At 37.1% G+C, this 13,996-nt stretch carries 15 protein-coding genes, 1 other RNA gene and 1 pseudogene; 10 read left to right on the top strand and 7 right to left on the bottom strand.

Annotated elements, in window-relative coordinates:
* Nucleotides 1-10 precede the first annotated feature (10 nt).
* The 7 genes from J7E63_RS04680 to J7E63_RS04650 all read left to right on the top strand — a co-directional run bounded on the left by J7E63_RS04680 (nt 11) and on the right by J7E63_RS04650 (nt 7,142).
* A complete protein-coding gene (locus J7E63_RS04680) occupies nt 11-1,267 on the top strand; it encodes a ribonuclease H-like domain-containing protein (protein ID WP_215010465.1) in 1,257 nt (418 codons plus the stop codon).
* A gap of 447 nt (nt 1,268-1,714) precedes the next feature.
* The gene (locus J7E63_RS04675) at nt 1,715-2,209 is read left to right on the top strand and encodes a CotD family spore coat protein (RefSeq protein WP_215010464.1); all 495 of its coding nucleotides are present in this window, start codon (nt 1,715-1,717) and stop codon (nt 2,207-2,209) included.
* Nucleotides 2,210-2,339: 130 nt separating this feature from the next.
* The gene (locus tag J7E63_RS04670) at nt 2,340-2,897 is read left to right on the top strand and encodes an SLOG family protein (protein WP_215010463.1); all 558 of its coding nucleotides are present in this window, start codon (nt 2,340-2,342) and stop codon (nt 2,895-2,897) included.
* Between the two features lie 146 nt (nt 2,898-3,043).
* Nucleotides 3,044-3,346 (top strand): cell division regulator GpsB, encoded by a 303-nt coding sequence (gene gpsB, locus J7E63_RS04665; RefSeq protein ID WP_066257064.1) that lies wholly within the window; start codon nt 3,044-3,046, stop codon nt 3,344-3,346.
* 80 nt (nt 3,347-3,426) lie between these two features.
* Nucleotides 3,427-3,832, top strand: an RNA gene (rnpB, locus tag J7E63_RS04660) — RNase P RNA component class B.
* A 172-nt stretch (nt 3,833-4,004) separates the two neighbouring features.
* Nucleotides 4,005-5,159 (top strand): THUMP domain-containing class I SAM-dependent RNA methyltransferase, encoded by a 1,155-nt coding sequence (locus J7E63_RS04655; protein WP_214997605.1) that lies wholly within the window; start codon nt 4,005-4,007, stop codon nt 5,157-5,159.
* A gap of 60 nt (nt 5,160-5,219) precedes the next feature.
* The gene (locus J7E63_RS04650) at nt 5,220-7,142 is read left to right on the top strand and encodes an ATP-dependent DNA helicase (RefSeq protein WP_215010462.1); all 1,923 of its coding nucleotides are present in this window, start codon (nt 5,220-5,222) and stop codon (nt 7,140-7,142) included.
* Between the two features lie 59 nt (nt 7,143-7,201).
* On the opposite strand, the gene J7E63_RS04645 is transcribed toward J7E63_RS04650, so the two are convergent.
* Genes J7E63_RS04645 through J7E63_RS04625 form a run of 6 tightly spaced genes read right to left on the bottom strand, consistent with a single transcriptional unit; the run spans nt 7,202 to nt 9,973 of the window.
* Nucleotides 7,202-7,501 carry a metal-sulfur cluster assembly factor gene (locus J7E63_RS04645; RefSeq protein ID WP_215010543.1) on the bottom strand — a complete coding sequence of 100 codons (300 nt, stop codon included), beginning with the start codon at nt 7,499-7,501 and terminating at the stop codon, nt 7,202-7,204.
* Between the two features lie 13 nt (nt 7,502-7,514).
* The gene (locus J7E63_RS30310) at nt 7,515-8,183 is read right to left on the bottom strand and encodes a hypothetical protein (protein WP_308161911.1); all 669 of its coding nucleotides are present in this window, start codon (nt 8,181-8,183) and stop codon (nt 7,515-7,517) included.
* The gene (locus J7E63_RS30305; RefSeq protein ID WP_308161910.1) at nt 8,168-8,758 is read right to left on the bottom strand and encodes a hypothetical protein; all 591 of its coding nucleotides are present in this window, start codon (nt 8,756-8,758) and stop codon (nt 8,168-8,170) included. Before J7E63_RS30305 ends, J7E63_RS30310 begins: the two co-directional genes overlap by 16 nt.
* A gap of 14 nt (nt 8,759-8,772) precedes the next feature.
* Entirely contained in the window at nt 8,773-8,979 is a 207-nt protein-coding gene (locus J7E63_RS04635; protein ID WP_215010461.1) for a DUF2249 domain-containing protein, read from the bottom strand.
* 21 nt (nt 8,980-9,000) lie between these two features.
* Nucleotides 9,001-9,234, bottom strand: a complete 234-nt coding sequence (locus J7E63_RS04630) for a DUF2249 domain-containing protein (protein WP_215010460.1) — start codon at nt 9,232-9,234, stop codon at nt 9,001-9,003.
* A gap of 46 nt (nt 9,235-9,280) precedes the next feature.
* Nucleotides 9,281-9,973: a Crp/Fnr family transcriptional regulator gene (locus tag J7E63_RS04625; RefSeq protein ID WP_215010459.1), complete on the bottom strand. Its 693-nt coding sequence runs from the start codon at nt 9,971-9,973 to the stop codon at nt 9,281-9,283.
* 225 nt (nt 9,974-10,198) lie between these two features.
* On the opposite strand from J7E63_RS04625, the gene J7E63_RS04620 reads away from it, so the two are divergent.
* Nucleotides 10,199-12,562, top strand: coding sequence for a nitric-oxide reductase large subunit (locus tag J7E63_RS04620; RefSeq protein WP_215010458.1), 2,364 nt, complete (start codon nt 10,199-10,201; stop codon nt 12,560-12,562).
* A gap of 18 nt (nt 12,563-12,580) precedes the next feature.
* On the opposite strand, the gene J7E63_RS04615 is transcribed toward J7E63_RS04620, so the two are convergent.
* Nucleotides 12,581-12,733 (bottom strand): hypothetical protein, encoded by a 153-nt coding sequence (locus tag J7E63_RS04615; protein ID WP_168244870.1) that lies wholly within the window; start codon nt 12,731-12,733, stop codon nt 12,581-12,583.
* 117 nt (nt 12,734-12,850) lie between these two features.
* Here J7E63_RS04615 and J7E63_RS04610 point away from each other — a divergent pair, with 117 nt between their 5' ends.
* Together J7E63_RS04610 and J7E63_RS04605 are read left to right on the top strand one after the other, a co-directional pair.
* The gene (locus tag J7E63_RS04610; RefSeq protein WP_215010457.1) at nt 12,851-13,084 is read left to right on the top strand and encodes a DUF2249 domain-containing protein; all 234 of its coding nucleotides are present in this window, start codon (nt 12,851-12,853) and stop codon (nt 13,082-13,084) included.
* A gap of 216 nt (nt 13,085-13,300) precedes the next feature.
* A pseudogene (locus J7E63_RS04605) lies at nt 13,301-13,996 on the top strand (carboxypeptidase M32); the annotation flags it as partial.

The following is a 13,996-nucleotide window of genomic DNA, read 5'->3' as shown; positions in this document are numbered from 1 at the left end:
AAGATTAGCGATGTCGTTAAAAAATAAATTAAATCGTTTAAAACCACATCTTTCTGTTGGCGTTCAATCTGAAAAAATTAGTACTCCTCCTTTAGCGGTTAACATTGAGGTTCCTTTCAAGGAACAATGGGAGCAGGAAAACGTTTTTCCGTATTTTATGGATCAAAATTACTGTTTAATCAGAGAAGTGAAATATCCACTCTCATATCAGCATGGTCATTACTGTTTTCGTGATTTTCTAACCGCAGTAGATATATGGAACAAACAGCCCGTAAATCATCCTTTATCAGCAGAAGGGCATCAATCGGAAGAATTATTCTTTTTTGATACTGAAACGACTGGACTTGGCGGTGGGGTCGGAAACACGATTTTTTTACTCGGCTATGCGAGCATTTCTGGTGATTCCCTTATCTTAAGACAACATATTTTACCGAATCCGGGGGCAGAGGTCCCTTTATATCAAAGCTTTCTAGAAAATGTGAATTATAAAACGCTGGTTACCTATAATGGTAAGTCATTTGATTGGCCGCAGGTAAAAACAAGGCATACGCTCGTAAGAGAACATGTGCCAAAGCTGCCGCAGTTTGGGCATTTCGATTTATTTCATGCGGCTAGAAGGCTATGGAAGCATAAATTAGACCGTTTAAAGTTAGCTGTTGTGGAGAAAGAGGTCCTTGGGGTAGAAAGGGTAGATGATATTCCGGGCTTTTTGGCCCCGATGATTTACTTTGAGTTTATTGATAGTAAACAGCCTGATGGAATGCTTGGTATTCTAAAACATAATGAAATTGATATTTTATCGCTTGTTACCTTGTATACACATATAACCTTTCAACTATGTGGAACAGATACTTCTCAAACCAGACCCGAGTCCTTTGAGGTAGGGCGCTGGTTTGCTTCATTAGGAGAACAAAATGAAGCAGAAAAAGTTTTGACCAAGCTTGCAAATGGAAGTGATTTTACTTCCTATCAAGCAAAGCATGCTTTAGCTATACAACACAAAAAAGAACGCGACTGGGAAAGAGCACGGAAATTGTTTTCGGATGTTGTTGATTCGGGTGATAAACCAATGATGTTAGATGCATGCCTGGAGCTAACCAAGATCCATGAACATAGGCTAAAAGATTATCAACTTGCGTTGGATTATTGTCAAAAGGCGATTATGATCGTATCCCAATTTGAAAAACCACCTAAAATTACAGATCAAAAAAGCTTAGAAAAACTTAAATTTCGTTTAAGCCGGTTAGAGCGAAAAAATGCAAAATAACCTGTCTGACTATTGTTTTTTGTAAAGTTCATCTAATTGCCACAAAATCGGTGAAAATTAATTTAAAAAACCAGCATTTCCATATTGTTTATCATAGTTGAAAGAGGTAAAATTTGAAATTAGATTGAGAAAAAAACGACTAACAAAAAATTTGGAGCTGGTAACATGTATAAAGCGATTTTATTCTTATTTTTTATTGTCGTTTGTTTGACTGCAGTTATTTTTACGAGTTTAAAAGATAGCTTTTATTCTTTTTTATAGATGAAACATATGTCTAGGGTGGGCAGCCCTTTTTTGAGCAAAACTAGGCATATCTGAACATATATAAATATTGAAAACATAGCAATGAACGTATTAAACCAAAAAAATAGGTATTTTCATTAGTACAAGAGTAATCCCTTCAACATAGGCTGTAATGTAAACAAATAATTGAAGGGAGACTATTATATGTATCTTGGAACTAATTTTATGCCGCCAGTCATTCATCCGACTAAACAAATTGTGAACCATACGTTTTCAACGACAGTGGTTCCCCATATTCACCCTGTCCACACAACCACGGTGAATCACCATTTGTATCAACATAAACATTACTGTCCGCAAACTGCTTCTTGCGCTGAAGAGGTATGCAATCAGCAAATTAACTGCTGTAACCCATGTGCACCTGCTGCAATGCCAGTAGCAATGCCAGCAGCTAATGCTTTACCAAATGTACCACCAGGAATGGGAGGCCCAGGCTTTGGACCAGGAGGCCCAGGTTTTGGACCAGGAGGCCCAGGTTTTGGACCAGGAGGCCCAGGTTTTGGACCAGGAGGCCCAGGTTTTGGACCAGGGGGCCCAGGCTTTGGACCAGGAGGCCCAGGCTTTGGACCAGGAGGCCCAGGCTTTGGACCAGGAGGCCCAGGCTTTGCACCAGGACCATTCATGGGTCCTAGACGTTAATTGAAGTAATGTCTTTTACAGGGGCTTTTTAGCCCTTGTTTTTTAATTTTTATTTACTAATATGATATGCTTGTTTCATTCAAATGTTTGTCCATTTTAAAAAAATTTCTTGGTGAGGAGAACATTCATTATGAAAGTTCTGGCCATTTCAGGTTATAAACCCTATGAATTAGGAATTTTTAAAAATGACCATCCATCGGTATTATTTCTCAAGGCTGCTATTAAAAAATCACTTATTCCAATGATAGACGAAGGATTAGAGTGGGTGCTGATAAGTGGACAATTAGGTGTGGAACTGTGGGCTGCTGAGGTTGTATTTGAACTACAATTGGAATTTCCAGATCTAAAACTAGCAGTAATAACGCCTTTTTTAGATCAGCAAGCGTCTTGGAAGGAAAATAATCAGGAATGGTATGAGTCAGTCCTTGCACAAGCTGATTTCATTGATTCTGTTACAAAAAAGGGATATGAAAAGCCGTGGCAATTTAGGCTGAAAAATCAATTTTTTGTAGAAAAAAGTGAGGGACTCCTCCTCCTTTACGATCAGGAAAGGGATGGGAGCCCAAAATATCTATATGAAATGGCTCTTGAGTACCAAAAAAAACATCTTTATCCGATTGAGCTGATTACATTTTATGATTTGCAGATAATTGTCGAGGAAGAACAAATGAAACTCGCTGACTTTTAACCTTATTAGTCATTTTTTTAAGTACAAATCCATATATTGAAATGATTTATCAAATCAAAAATTTAGCAAAACAAATGAAAATTGACAAAACTACATATTTTTGAAAAAATAATAGGTAGTGATTGGCGAATACTGAGGTGAATAGAATGCTGTCAGATAAAGTGAAATTAACAGCTAAGGATATTTTAGAAAAAGAGTTTAAGACTGGTGTACGCGGCTATAAACAAGAAGATGTTGATAAGTTTTTGGATTTAATCATTAAAGATTATGGAACATTTCATCAGGAGGTTGAGGATCTACAACAGGAAAATCTTCGGCTTCGGAAACAGCTTGAAGAAACTTCAAAAAGGCAGCCGGCAGCACAACCTGCGGGTACCACAAATTTTGATATCTTGAAACGATTATCCAATCTTGAAAAACATGTTTTTGGTAACAAGCTCTACGATTAACAGGAATGTATTAAAATTTCCTAATAATAACCATTGAATTACCAGCGTGAAATACATATAATAAATTGTATTCATTAATAACGTTCGGGTAATCGCTGTAAGAAGCATTTGCATTCTTACAGAGGAAAGTCCATGCTCGCACGAGCTGAGATGCTCGTAGTGTTCGTGCCTAGCGAATTCATAAGCTAGGGCAGCTGGGGCTAGCATCCAGTTGACGGCCGGGAAAATACCTAAGTCCTTTTGGGGATATGGTATGAATACCTATAAAAGTGCCACAGTGACGTAGCCTTTCCAGAAATGGAAAGGGTGGAACGGGTAAACCCCACGAGCGAGAAACCCAAATAATGGTAGGGGCACTTTCTCTGAGGAATTGAACAAGGAGAAGGACAGGTTCAATTCTGAGCCTGTAGATAGATGATTACCACCTAAGTACGAGACACACCCGTGTCGTTTGTAGTACACTGGTACAGAACATGGCTTACAGAACGTTATTAATGGGAAAGTATGCTGGATATTAAATGGCTCTCCTGATAAGGAGAGCTTTTTATTATTACTAGACATATTGCATTCGTTGTCGACTTTTTGTCAATAATGAAAGCGAATTAAGATTATTTTTATTAAACATAAACATACATACAAATGAATTAAGGGTGAAAAAATGGGAAATTATCAATTAATAGCTACGGCGGCAATGGGACTTGAAGCTTTAGTTGCGAAAGAAGTACGATCATTAGGATATGACTGTGAAGTTGAAAATGGCAAAGTCACCTACACTGGTGATGAATATGCGATAGCCCGCAGTAATTTATGGCTCCGAACAGCGGACAGAATTAAGATCAAGGTCGGAGAATTTAAGGCATATACCTTTGATGAATTATTCGAGAAAACCAAGGCACTCCCGTGGGAAAAATTCTTACCTGAAGACGCGGAATTTCCTGTGGTCGGTAAATCTGTAAAGTCAAAGCTCTTTAGTGTTTCTGATTGCCAGGCAATTGTTAAAAAAGCAGTGGTAGAACGAATGAAACAACATTATAAACGAAGTACCTGGTTTGAGGAAACCGGTGCTTATTTTCGCATCGAAGTGGCACTATTAAAAGATGTTGCTACGATCACCATTGACACTAGTGGTCAAGGGCTTCATAAACGAGGCTATCGTCTCGATCAGGGGGAGGCACCACTAAAGGAAACACTTGCTGCTGCACTTGTCTTACTCACCAATTGGAAGGCAGACCGTCCTTTTATGGATCCTTTCTGCGGCTCGGGGACAATTCCCATTGAAGCGGCAATGATTGGGCAAAATATCGCTCCGGGTTTTAACAGAGAATTTGTTTCTGAGCGTTGGAATTGGTTTTCTGCAAAGGTTTGGGAGGACGCTAGAAATGAAGCAGAGGACCTTGCAAATTATGATCAACCCTTAGACATATTAGGGACTGATATCGACCATAGAATGGTGAAAATTGCCCAAGAAAACGCCTTTGAAGCTGGATTTGCTGACTTAATTCATTTCAAGCAAATGCAGGTTAAAGATATTTCTACCAATAAACAGTACGGTGTCATAGTCGGAAATCCACCTTATGGTGAAAGACTAGGGGATAAAAAAGCGGTCGAACACATGTATAAAGAAATGGGTGAAGCATTCAATGCGCTTGATACATGGTCAATTTATATCTTGACTTCTAATGAACAGTTCGAACAATTTTATGGAAAGCCAGCGACTAGGAAGAGAAAGCTTTTTAATGGCTTTATTCGTACTGACCTTTATCAATATTGGGGAAAGAAACCTCCTCGTCAAAATGAACTGAATCTAGAATAATCAATCGATTAATATACTTATGTTTGTGGTAACACATGAAAGTTTTTTGGGGAGGGTACTATGCAAAAACGCATGCCATTTGAGATTGCAAAAACTGAATCCTTTTATGATAAATTAGGTGAATGGATTGGTGACTTATTTTATGATATTTTGCCTGAAGCCGGATTCGAACTGAGAGATGAACAAATATATATGGCTTTTCAACTTGAAAATGCCTACAAGGATAAAAAAGTAATGTTTGCAGAAGCAGGGGTTGGAACAGGGAAAACCATTGTATATTTGCTTTATGCGATTATGTATGCACGTTATACCAATCGTCCGGCTGTTATTGCTTGTGCGGATGAGACTTTAATTGAGCAGTTGGTTAAAAAAGAGGGAGATATCGCAAAGCTGGAGAAAATTCTTGGACTAGATATCGATGTCCGCTTGGCAAAATCGCGAGATCAATACCTGTGTTTAAAAAAGCTAGATCTGACCAGGAATACTGATTTTTCAGATGAAATTTCAGATATTTATGAAAAACTGCCTGATTTTGTTCATTCTGTTGGCTCCATGCAAACATTTGAAAGATATGGTGACAGAAGAGATTATCCAGCTTTATCAGATGAAAAATGGAGTGAACTTAATTGGGATGCTGTCCAAGATTGTTTTTCTTGTGAAAAGCGTCATCGCTGTGGGCTGACATTGCACCGTGATTATTATCGACATTCAGAGGATTTAATTATCTGTTCCCATGATTTTTATATGGAGCATATCTGGACAAAGGAATCAAGAAAGCGAGAAGGGCAGCTTCCTCTTTTACCTGAGCATTCTTCCGTTGTTTTTGATGAAGGACACCTGCTTGAATATGCAGCGCAAAAAGCATTGAGCTACCGGTTTACTGATTATACATTAGAAACCCTGCTCACGAGGTTAATGGAAAATGAAGTACGTGAGAAGACCTTGTATACGATTGATGAGGCTTTATTAGATAACGAGGCATTTTTTGATGCGATTTCACAATTCTCCTCTCTTTCACAAGGTTCTGAAAAACAAATGATTACGAAGCATCCATTAGTATTAAAAACATGCAGAAAGTTACTTTCAACCCTACAAGAATTAGAGGAGGAATTAGTGTTTGAAAGTGAGTTGTATGTCATTAATGAGTACGATCTGAAAATTGTCGAGGAATATTTAGAGCAAATCACCTATTCGTTATCACTTTTTCTTCAGGAATTAAACGGAATCACTTGGTTCGAGGAAAAAGGGGGAGAACGCACACTGGTTATTATGCCTAAAATGGTCGAGGAAGTAATGCGGGAAGAAGTTTTCACTCAGAAAAAGCCGTTTATTTTCTCATCTGCGACGCTAGCAAATCAAAAGTCGTTCGACTATATTGCTTCTAGTATTGGGGTTGATGACTACTTATCTTTTTCAGTGACATCTCCTTTTGATTATGATGATAGGATGGAGCTTTACCTTCCAAAATTTAAAGATGCTGATATTGAAGGGAAATTAGAATATATTTTAGAGGAAATTCGCAAATCAGAGGGACGCGCATTAGTTCTATTAAATAATAAAGAGGAATTGGCTCAACTAAAGAAAAAGCTATCAGGAGCATTACCGTATCCAGTTTATTTTGAAGGCGATGAAGAAATAAGCACACTTGTTTCTAAATTTCAGAATGAAGAACATGCGATACTTTGTTCACTTCATCTATGGGAAGGTCTTGATATTCCGGGAAGATCACTTGAAAATGTCTTGATATTTTCACTTCCTTTTCCACCTAATGATCCTGTCTTTACCGCAAAAAAGGCCGGTGTAGATAACCCATTTACGGAAGTTGACTTGCCGTATATGCTTCTCCGCTTACGTCAAGGCGTTGGCCGCTTGATCAGGAGTGAAAAGGATCAAGGAACGGTTCATATTTTAATTGATGAAGATATCGACACAATTGTCTTACAGAAAATTAAAGAAGTATTGCCAACAGAGGCTAAAGATTGATAATCATGAAGAATAAACAAAAGCGGAAGGACCTATTGAGGGTTCTTCCGCTTTGTATTTTATCTACCTAATAATCGTAGGCCTTCAGGTGTCATTTTTTCTGGTGACCAGGCCGGCTCCCAGACAAGATTTACTTCAACTTTTTTAGTTTCTTCCATTCCTTCCACACAATAACGTACCCCGCTGGTTATACTGTCATGGAGTGGGCAGCCGGGTGTTGTTAACGTCATGGTAATAGTAACATCAGCGGTTTCTGTTACCTCTACATTATAAATTAAGCCTAGGTCAACGACATTTATATTTAATTCAGGATCGTAAACACTCTTTAACTCAGTTAGGATCTTTTCTTTTATATTCATCATAAACACCTCACTATTTTTTTAAAACGCTTAGGATATTAATTGCAATGATAATAAAAACAATCGAAAGTACGGACTGTCCAACATTAAAGAGAATAGCAATATGAAAAGCTAGAGCGCAAAAAACTAACAGTATAGCGACGATAAATAAAGAAAATAACGGTATAACCATTTTTTCATTCATCATCTCTTTTAATGAAGGGACCTTATTTTTCCCGATTTCCTTACTGTATTTGAAAGTCCACCAAAGGAATGGAACTATTTTATATAAATAACTAACAATACTTAAGACAATCCAAAGTAATAAATAGGCATAGATAAGTGGGCCAGTAAAAGTGTTAACATCATGATTCCAAAGCATAATAAAAGCTGCAAAATGAATTACATTTCCAAATCCAATAGCCACTAGTGCAAACGTAAAAGGTTTATCTAATGTTTTCTTCAATCTTTTTTTGATGATTATTCTAATATGCCAGCTGAAAATGGAAAATCCTATTAAAAGCAGCAAGAAACCAATTTTCAAAAGGGTATTGTTATTAGTAAAGAAGGAAACCAGCGATACGACAAGACCAGAAAGGTAAAAAACATAAACATACTTAGCTTGAATCATTGGAAAACCATGAGATAGAGAAAACATTGGCACCATCTTATATGAAAATCCAAAAATTAACAATGAAACCAACCAGTAACTCCCATTAATAAATGGGCTTTAAAGATCGATTGATAATATTCACCGGCAATTCCTGTTTTTAAGCAATAAATCAATGTAATCCCTAAAGAAATTGTAATAAATAAACAAACAAGGGACGAACCCACGAAAGCAGTAAGAATAGTTGGTTTTGCTTGTTTTTTTAGTGTCATAAACATTTGGAATAAAAACATTAAGATGCCGAGTAAAGTAAGGACACCAGGAATCATTGCATTTTGTGGTGACCAATATAACATTGCTGAAAATGATGTTATACCGATCGCAGTAAGAAAAAATTGTATAAAACCAAATCTTTCATTCCATATTTTAGTTAGGAATGCAACAGGTACAAGCTGATACATCGCTCCCATTGCTGCCATTAATGCCCAGCCTAGAATTAATAAATGGGCTGAGGACCAAATTACTGGGATTCTAAAGCTCCCATCCGCCATCAATTGACCATTTACTAAAAGAAGAATTTGCGAAAACACCAAGGCAATTAAACTAAACAAGATAAATGAAAATGGAAGCTTAATATTCGTTTCACTTCCCATATTTTGAGGAAGCATGGCATTTTCACCTCTTACCTGAAGATTTCAATTTTAAAACTTCCGTCATTTTGTTCTTCTGTACGCTGCTGATAGCCTAATTCTTCTAATTGCTCATAAAGGAACATCGGCCTGCGGTCATTAATTATTGTCAAAACCTCATTTTCCCCAAGGGTTTCCAAGGCGGCTAAGGTTCTCATCATTGGCTGTGGCGGTTCTAAACCTCGATTATCCAAAATCATGAATATTCCCCCCTTCTTCCATTAAGCTTTCTTTGTGAAAGTTACTTTCCAATGTTTACTCTCAATTTCTTCTTCTTCATGCATAAGGCCTTTTGCTTTTAAAACCGCGAATAGTGGTACTGGTTTAAAGGGGGCATGAAGGATAAATATATCATTATCCTTTACTTCCTTAATAGCCTCCATTATTTTTTGAAAGGGTTCAATTTTATTCTTTAAATCCTCGCGTACATCAAGTTCGATAATTCGTTGTTCCATCGTAGTTACAACTCCTCTTATATTTTATAAATCAAAGACTGCTAAATTAATAGAATAATTCCCGCTGAAGTGATTCCCTGTCAATTAGATAAAAACCATCCTCATCCATGGCAACATAGTCTTTCTTTTTCACATGATTGATCGTCCTACTGACAGTTTCTCTTGAAGTGCCAATCATATTGGCTAATTCGCGATTGGTGAACTGCGTTGTTAGCTTATAGCGCTCGCCAACCATCTCGCCATTTGATTTACAGAGCCTAATAAGTAGTAAAATTATTTGTTCAAAAGTGTTATGGAGAACTTGTGCTTCTAATCTTCCCTGCAAATCTACTATTTTTTCTCCTAATACTTTGAATAACTTGATGCAAAGCTCTGGATAGGAAATAAGTATTTCTTCAAACTTATCTATGGGAATAACAATCAGATTTGTATCTTCCATCACTTCCGCATGAGCTGGGAAATTTCCTTTTCTGAAAAATCCTGCATGTGGAAACATTTCACCAGGTTCAAGCACGGATATTAATTGTTCTTTCCCTGATTGGTCTGTTTTGCAGATCTTTATTTTCCCACTATGAATAAAGAAAACTCGGTCAAGTGGATCGTCCTGCATAAAAATATACATCTTATGTTTATAAAAACGAGTTTGTGCAATCTTCACGATGGGCTCTAATTCTTCTGTCGATAATTCTTTGAAGATTGGGACCTCAGATAATCTTTTTACTATGTCCTCTTGCTTCATTAACATCACCTTCGTATTAGTAATTCTGTTTGACTAAATTGTAGCAGTGTTTTCACTGTAATTATGTGACCTCCGTCATAGATAACAAGTTTTTATGAAAATAATTCTCAGTCGGAACTGTGGTGTGGGAAATATCACAGGAGTACGATGAGTTACTTCACTGTGTGACGGTCTTGTGAAAGTTACAATACGATTTGTGACAAAATATGAAAAGGTGAATTTGGAATGGAAATACAACGGGGAACACCAACAAAAAAAGTGGTGAAGACAAATAAAAATGCAATGCTTAAATCAATATTAGTTATAACCATTTTACTGAGCTTCACGGTATTACTAGTAGGTGGCTATTGGATCTTTAAGGAGCAGGCACCAAGACCTGTAGAGGTTACCAATGAAAAGGGTGACGTTTTATTTACAAAAGATACAATTATGGGCGGACAGGCCGTTTTTCAAAAGTACGGTTTAATGGATTATGGTACCGTTTTAGGTCACGGTTCTTATATGGGTCCCGATTATACAGCGGAAGCTTTAAAGCTCTATACTGAAGGAATGCAAGATTTTAAAGCAAATGATGAATTCGGTAAAAATTATGCTTCATTAAATGAAGATCAAAAATCTGTTATAAAAAATAAAGTAATAAAAGAAATGCGTAAAAATCGTTATGATAGCAATAGCGATACAATGAAACTAACAAATGCTCAAGCGTTTGGACTTGAAAAAGTAAGAGAGTACTATAAAAAGATATTTACTAAAGGCGACGGTTGGGGGTTAAAGGCAAACCTTATTAAAGAAGGGGATATGCCTAAAGACGATCGAGCTTATGTTGCAAAAGGGGATCAAATCACCCAAATATCTGATTTTTTTTTCTGGACTGCATGGCTTTCAAGTACAGTCCGTGAAGGTGATAAAATTACGTATACTAATAATTGGCCTTACTATGAAGACGCAGGAAACCAATTATCCTTTTCTGCTATTTGGTGGAGCGGTGCAAGCATAACATTATTTGTATTAATGGTTGGAGTTATCCTATTTGTTTTCTACCGTTATCAATTTGGTATGCAGGAAGCCTATAAAGAAGGTAATTTCCCACGAATTGATTTACGGAAAGTGCCGGTGACGAGCTCTCAGGTGAAAACAGGAAAATACTTCGTCATTGTGGCAGCATTATTCTTTGTCCAGTGTATGTTTGGGGCGTTACTAGCTCACTATTATATCGAACCTGATAGTTTCTTTGGTATGAAGTGGATTTACGATATTCTTCCATTTAATATTACAAAAGGTTACCACCTACAGCTTGCTATCTTCTGGATCGCAACTGCATGGCTTGGAATGGGAATATATGTAGCGCCGCTAGTTGGAGGTTATGAGCCTAAGAAACAGGGTTTATTAGTAGATATTTTATTCTGGGCACTGGTTGTCCTTGTTGTCGGAAGTATGGTCGGAGAATGGCTAGGTGCAAATGGCTACTTAGGAAACAACTGGTTCTTATTTGGTCATACTGGCTGGGAGTACATTGAGCTTGGACGTATCTGGCAGCTTATTTTGATTGTCGGTATGCTAATTTGGCTGTTTATCGTTTATAGAGGTGTCAGGGCTGGTCTGAAGAGAGAGAATGATAAAGGCGGACTAATTCACCTATTATTCTACTCAGCAATCGCGGTGCCAGCATTCTATATCTTTGCCTTGTTTATCAACCCAGGTACAAGCTTCACATTTGCAGATTACTGGCGCTGGTGGATTATTCACTTATGGGTAGAAGGTATTTTTGAGGTTTTTGCGGTTGTTGTTATTGGTTTCTTATTGGTTCAACTCGGTCTTGTAACGAAAAAATCTACAGTAAGACAACTTTATTTCCAATTGATTCTGCTCTTAGGCAGTGGGGTAATTGGAATCGGTCATCATTACTACTATAATGGTTCAGCAGAAGTTTGGCTGGCTCTTGGAGCAGTATTCTCAGCATTAGAAGTAATTCCGTTAACATTGTTAATCCTTGAAGCATATGAGCAATATAAGATGATGCGTGAGGGTGGGGTAGATTTCCCTTATAAAGGAACGTTCTGGTTCTTAATCTCTGTTGCTATTTGGAACTTAGTTGGCGCAGGTGTGCTAGGATTCTTAATTAACTTACCAGCAGTCAGCTATTTTGAACACGGACAATTCTTAACACCTGCTCACGGTCATGGATCCATGATGGGTGTGTACGGAATGTTTGCATGTGCTGTATTACTTTACTCATTGAGAAACATTGTAAAACCAGAGGCTTGGAATGATAAGTGGATTAAATTTAGCTGTATCATGTTAAACGTTGGACTTGCAGGAATGGTTTTCCTATCCTTGCTTCCTGTTGGTTTCATCCAAATCAAAGAAGCCTTTAATCATGGTTATGCTGCTTCTCGTTCAGCATCATTCCTACAAAAGGATATTGTTGAAACATTATTAACATGGCGTGCGGTGCCTGACACCATTTTCTTAATCGGCGTGGTAGTATTATTGTTATTCTGTATTAAAGCAATCTTTAATTTACGGAAGCCAACCCACAAAGAAGGAGAAAAACTTCCTGTTAAAGATCTTTCAATTGACGAAGATTAATAGAAAAATCCGCAAAGGTCAGCTTTGCGGATTTTCTTTGTTCAAAATCAATATTTCGTGGCATTCAAAACAATAAATCTCCTTCTCCTCGGTATGGATACCGTTAAAGAAGCCATCTAAGCAATAAATTTCTTTACTGCAGGACTTACACTTTCCAATTAGTTCCTTCATAGGTCATACCCCCTGTATTAACAAAATCATCTTATTGGTGTGATACCCCTCACTAAGTTTTAGACCAAGTTTCCTTATAATAAAAAAGAAGTTAACAAACTAATGGGAGTGATAATAATGCAAACTTACGCAAAAGTCATTAATGTACCAGATTTTCCACCACGTGAAAAACATCCAACAATTTTTGGCGGATTTGACGGTTTAGCATCAGGTGAGACAATGATGATTGTAAATGACCATGACCCTAGACCACTATTATATCAATTCATGATGGAAAGACCTGAGCAATTCTCTTGGGAGTACCTTGAGGAAGGTCCAGAAACATGGAGAGTAGCCATTGCTAAGAAGTAATCGGTGAAAAAAGTGACTTCTTAACAATCCCAGTTGTTTAACCATTTCGTAGTGCTTTATTTCGTTATTTTCCATCTAACATCCTCTTTTCCCTATAAATTTATTTAACAACAGATATTCTTACTGTTGTTTTTTTTACTCACTTGAGAACAGTATTTTGCATACTTTTCAGAATAATGTGTTAAAATTTAATGGGAATTAAAAGGGGGGATTGCATTGAAATATGAACTATTAGAAAAAGAATTTCTAGATTATGTGAAAAAGATGTCTGCCTACAACGAAGCACTTGGATTAGTTTATTGGGATCTAAGAACTGGGGCCCCGAAGCAAGGGGTGGAACAACGGTCCGAGGTAATTGGGATGTTATCGTCCGAAGTATTTAAAATGTCTACTTCTGAAGAGATGGCAGCATACATAGCTAATTTATCAAAACAATCACTGTCAGAAAAGACACACAAAATCCTCGAAGAATGTAAAAAAGAATATGAAAGAAATAAAAAAATCCCAGCTGAAGAATACAAGGAATTTGTGATTCTCCAGTCAAAGGCAGAGAGTGTGTGGGAGGAAGCGAAGGGAAATTCGGATTTTGCCTTATTTAGTCCTTACTTAGAAAAGCTTGTCGCGATGACAAAAAAGTTTATCACTTATTGGGGTCATGAAGATAATAAATATGATGTGTTATTAGATATGTACGAACCTGGCATCACAATGAACGTTTTAGATCAAGTATTTGGTGAATTAAGAGATAAAATAGTTCCTTTGGTTAAACAAATTTCAAAATCTCCACATAAACCAAAAACGGATTTTCTATTTGAAAAATTTCCAAAGGAAAAACAACGTGAAATTAGTTTGAAGATCCTTGACAAAATAGGTTATAACTTTCATGCAGGAAGACTGGATGAAACCGTTCTT

It is taken from the genome of Bacillus sp. ISL-75 (assembly GCF_018613095.1).
This window is presented reverse-complemented; position numbering and strand designations above follow the sequence as displayed.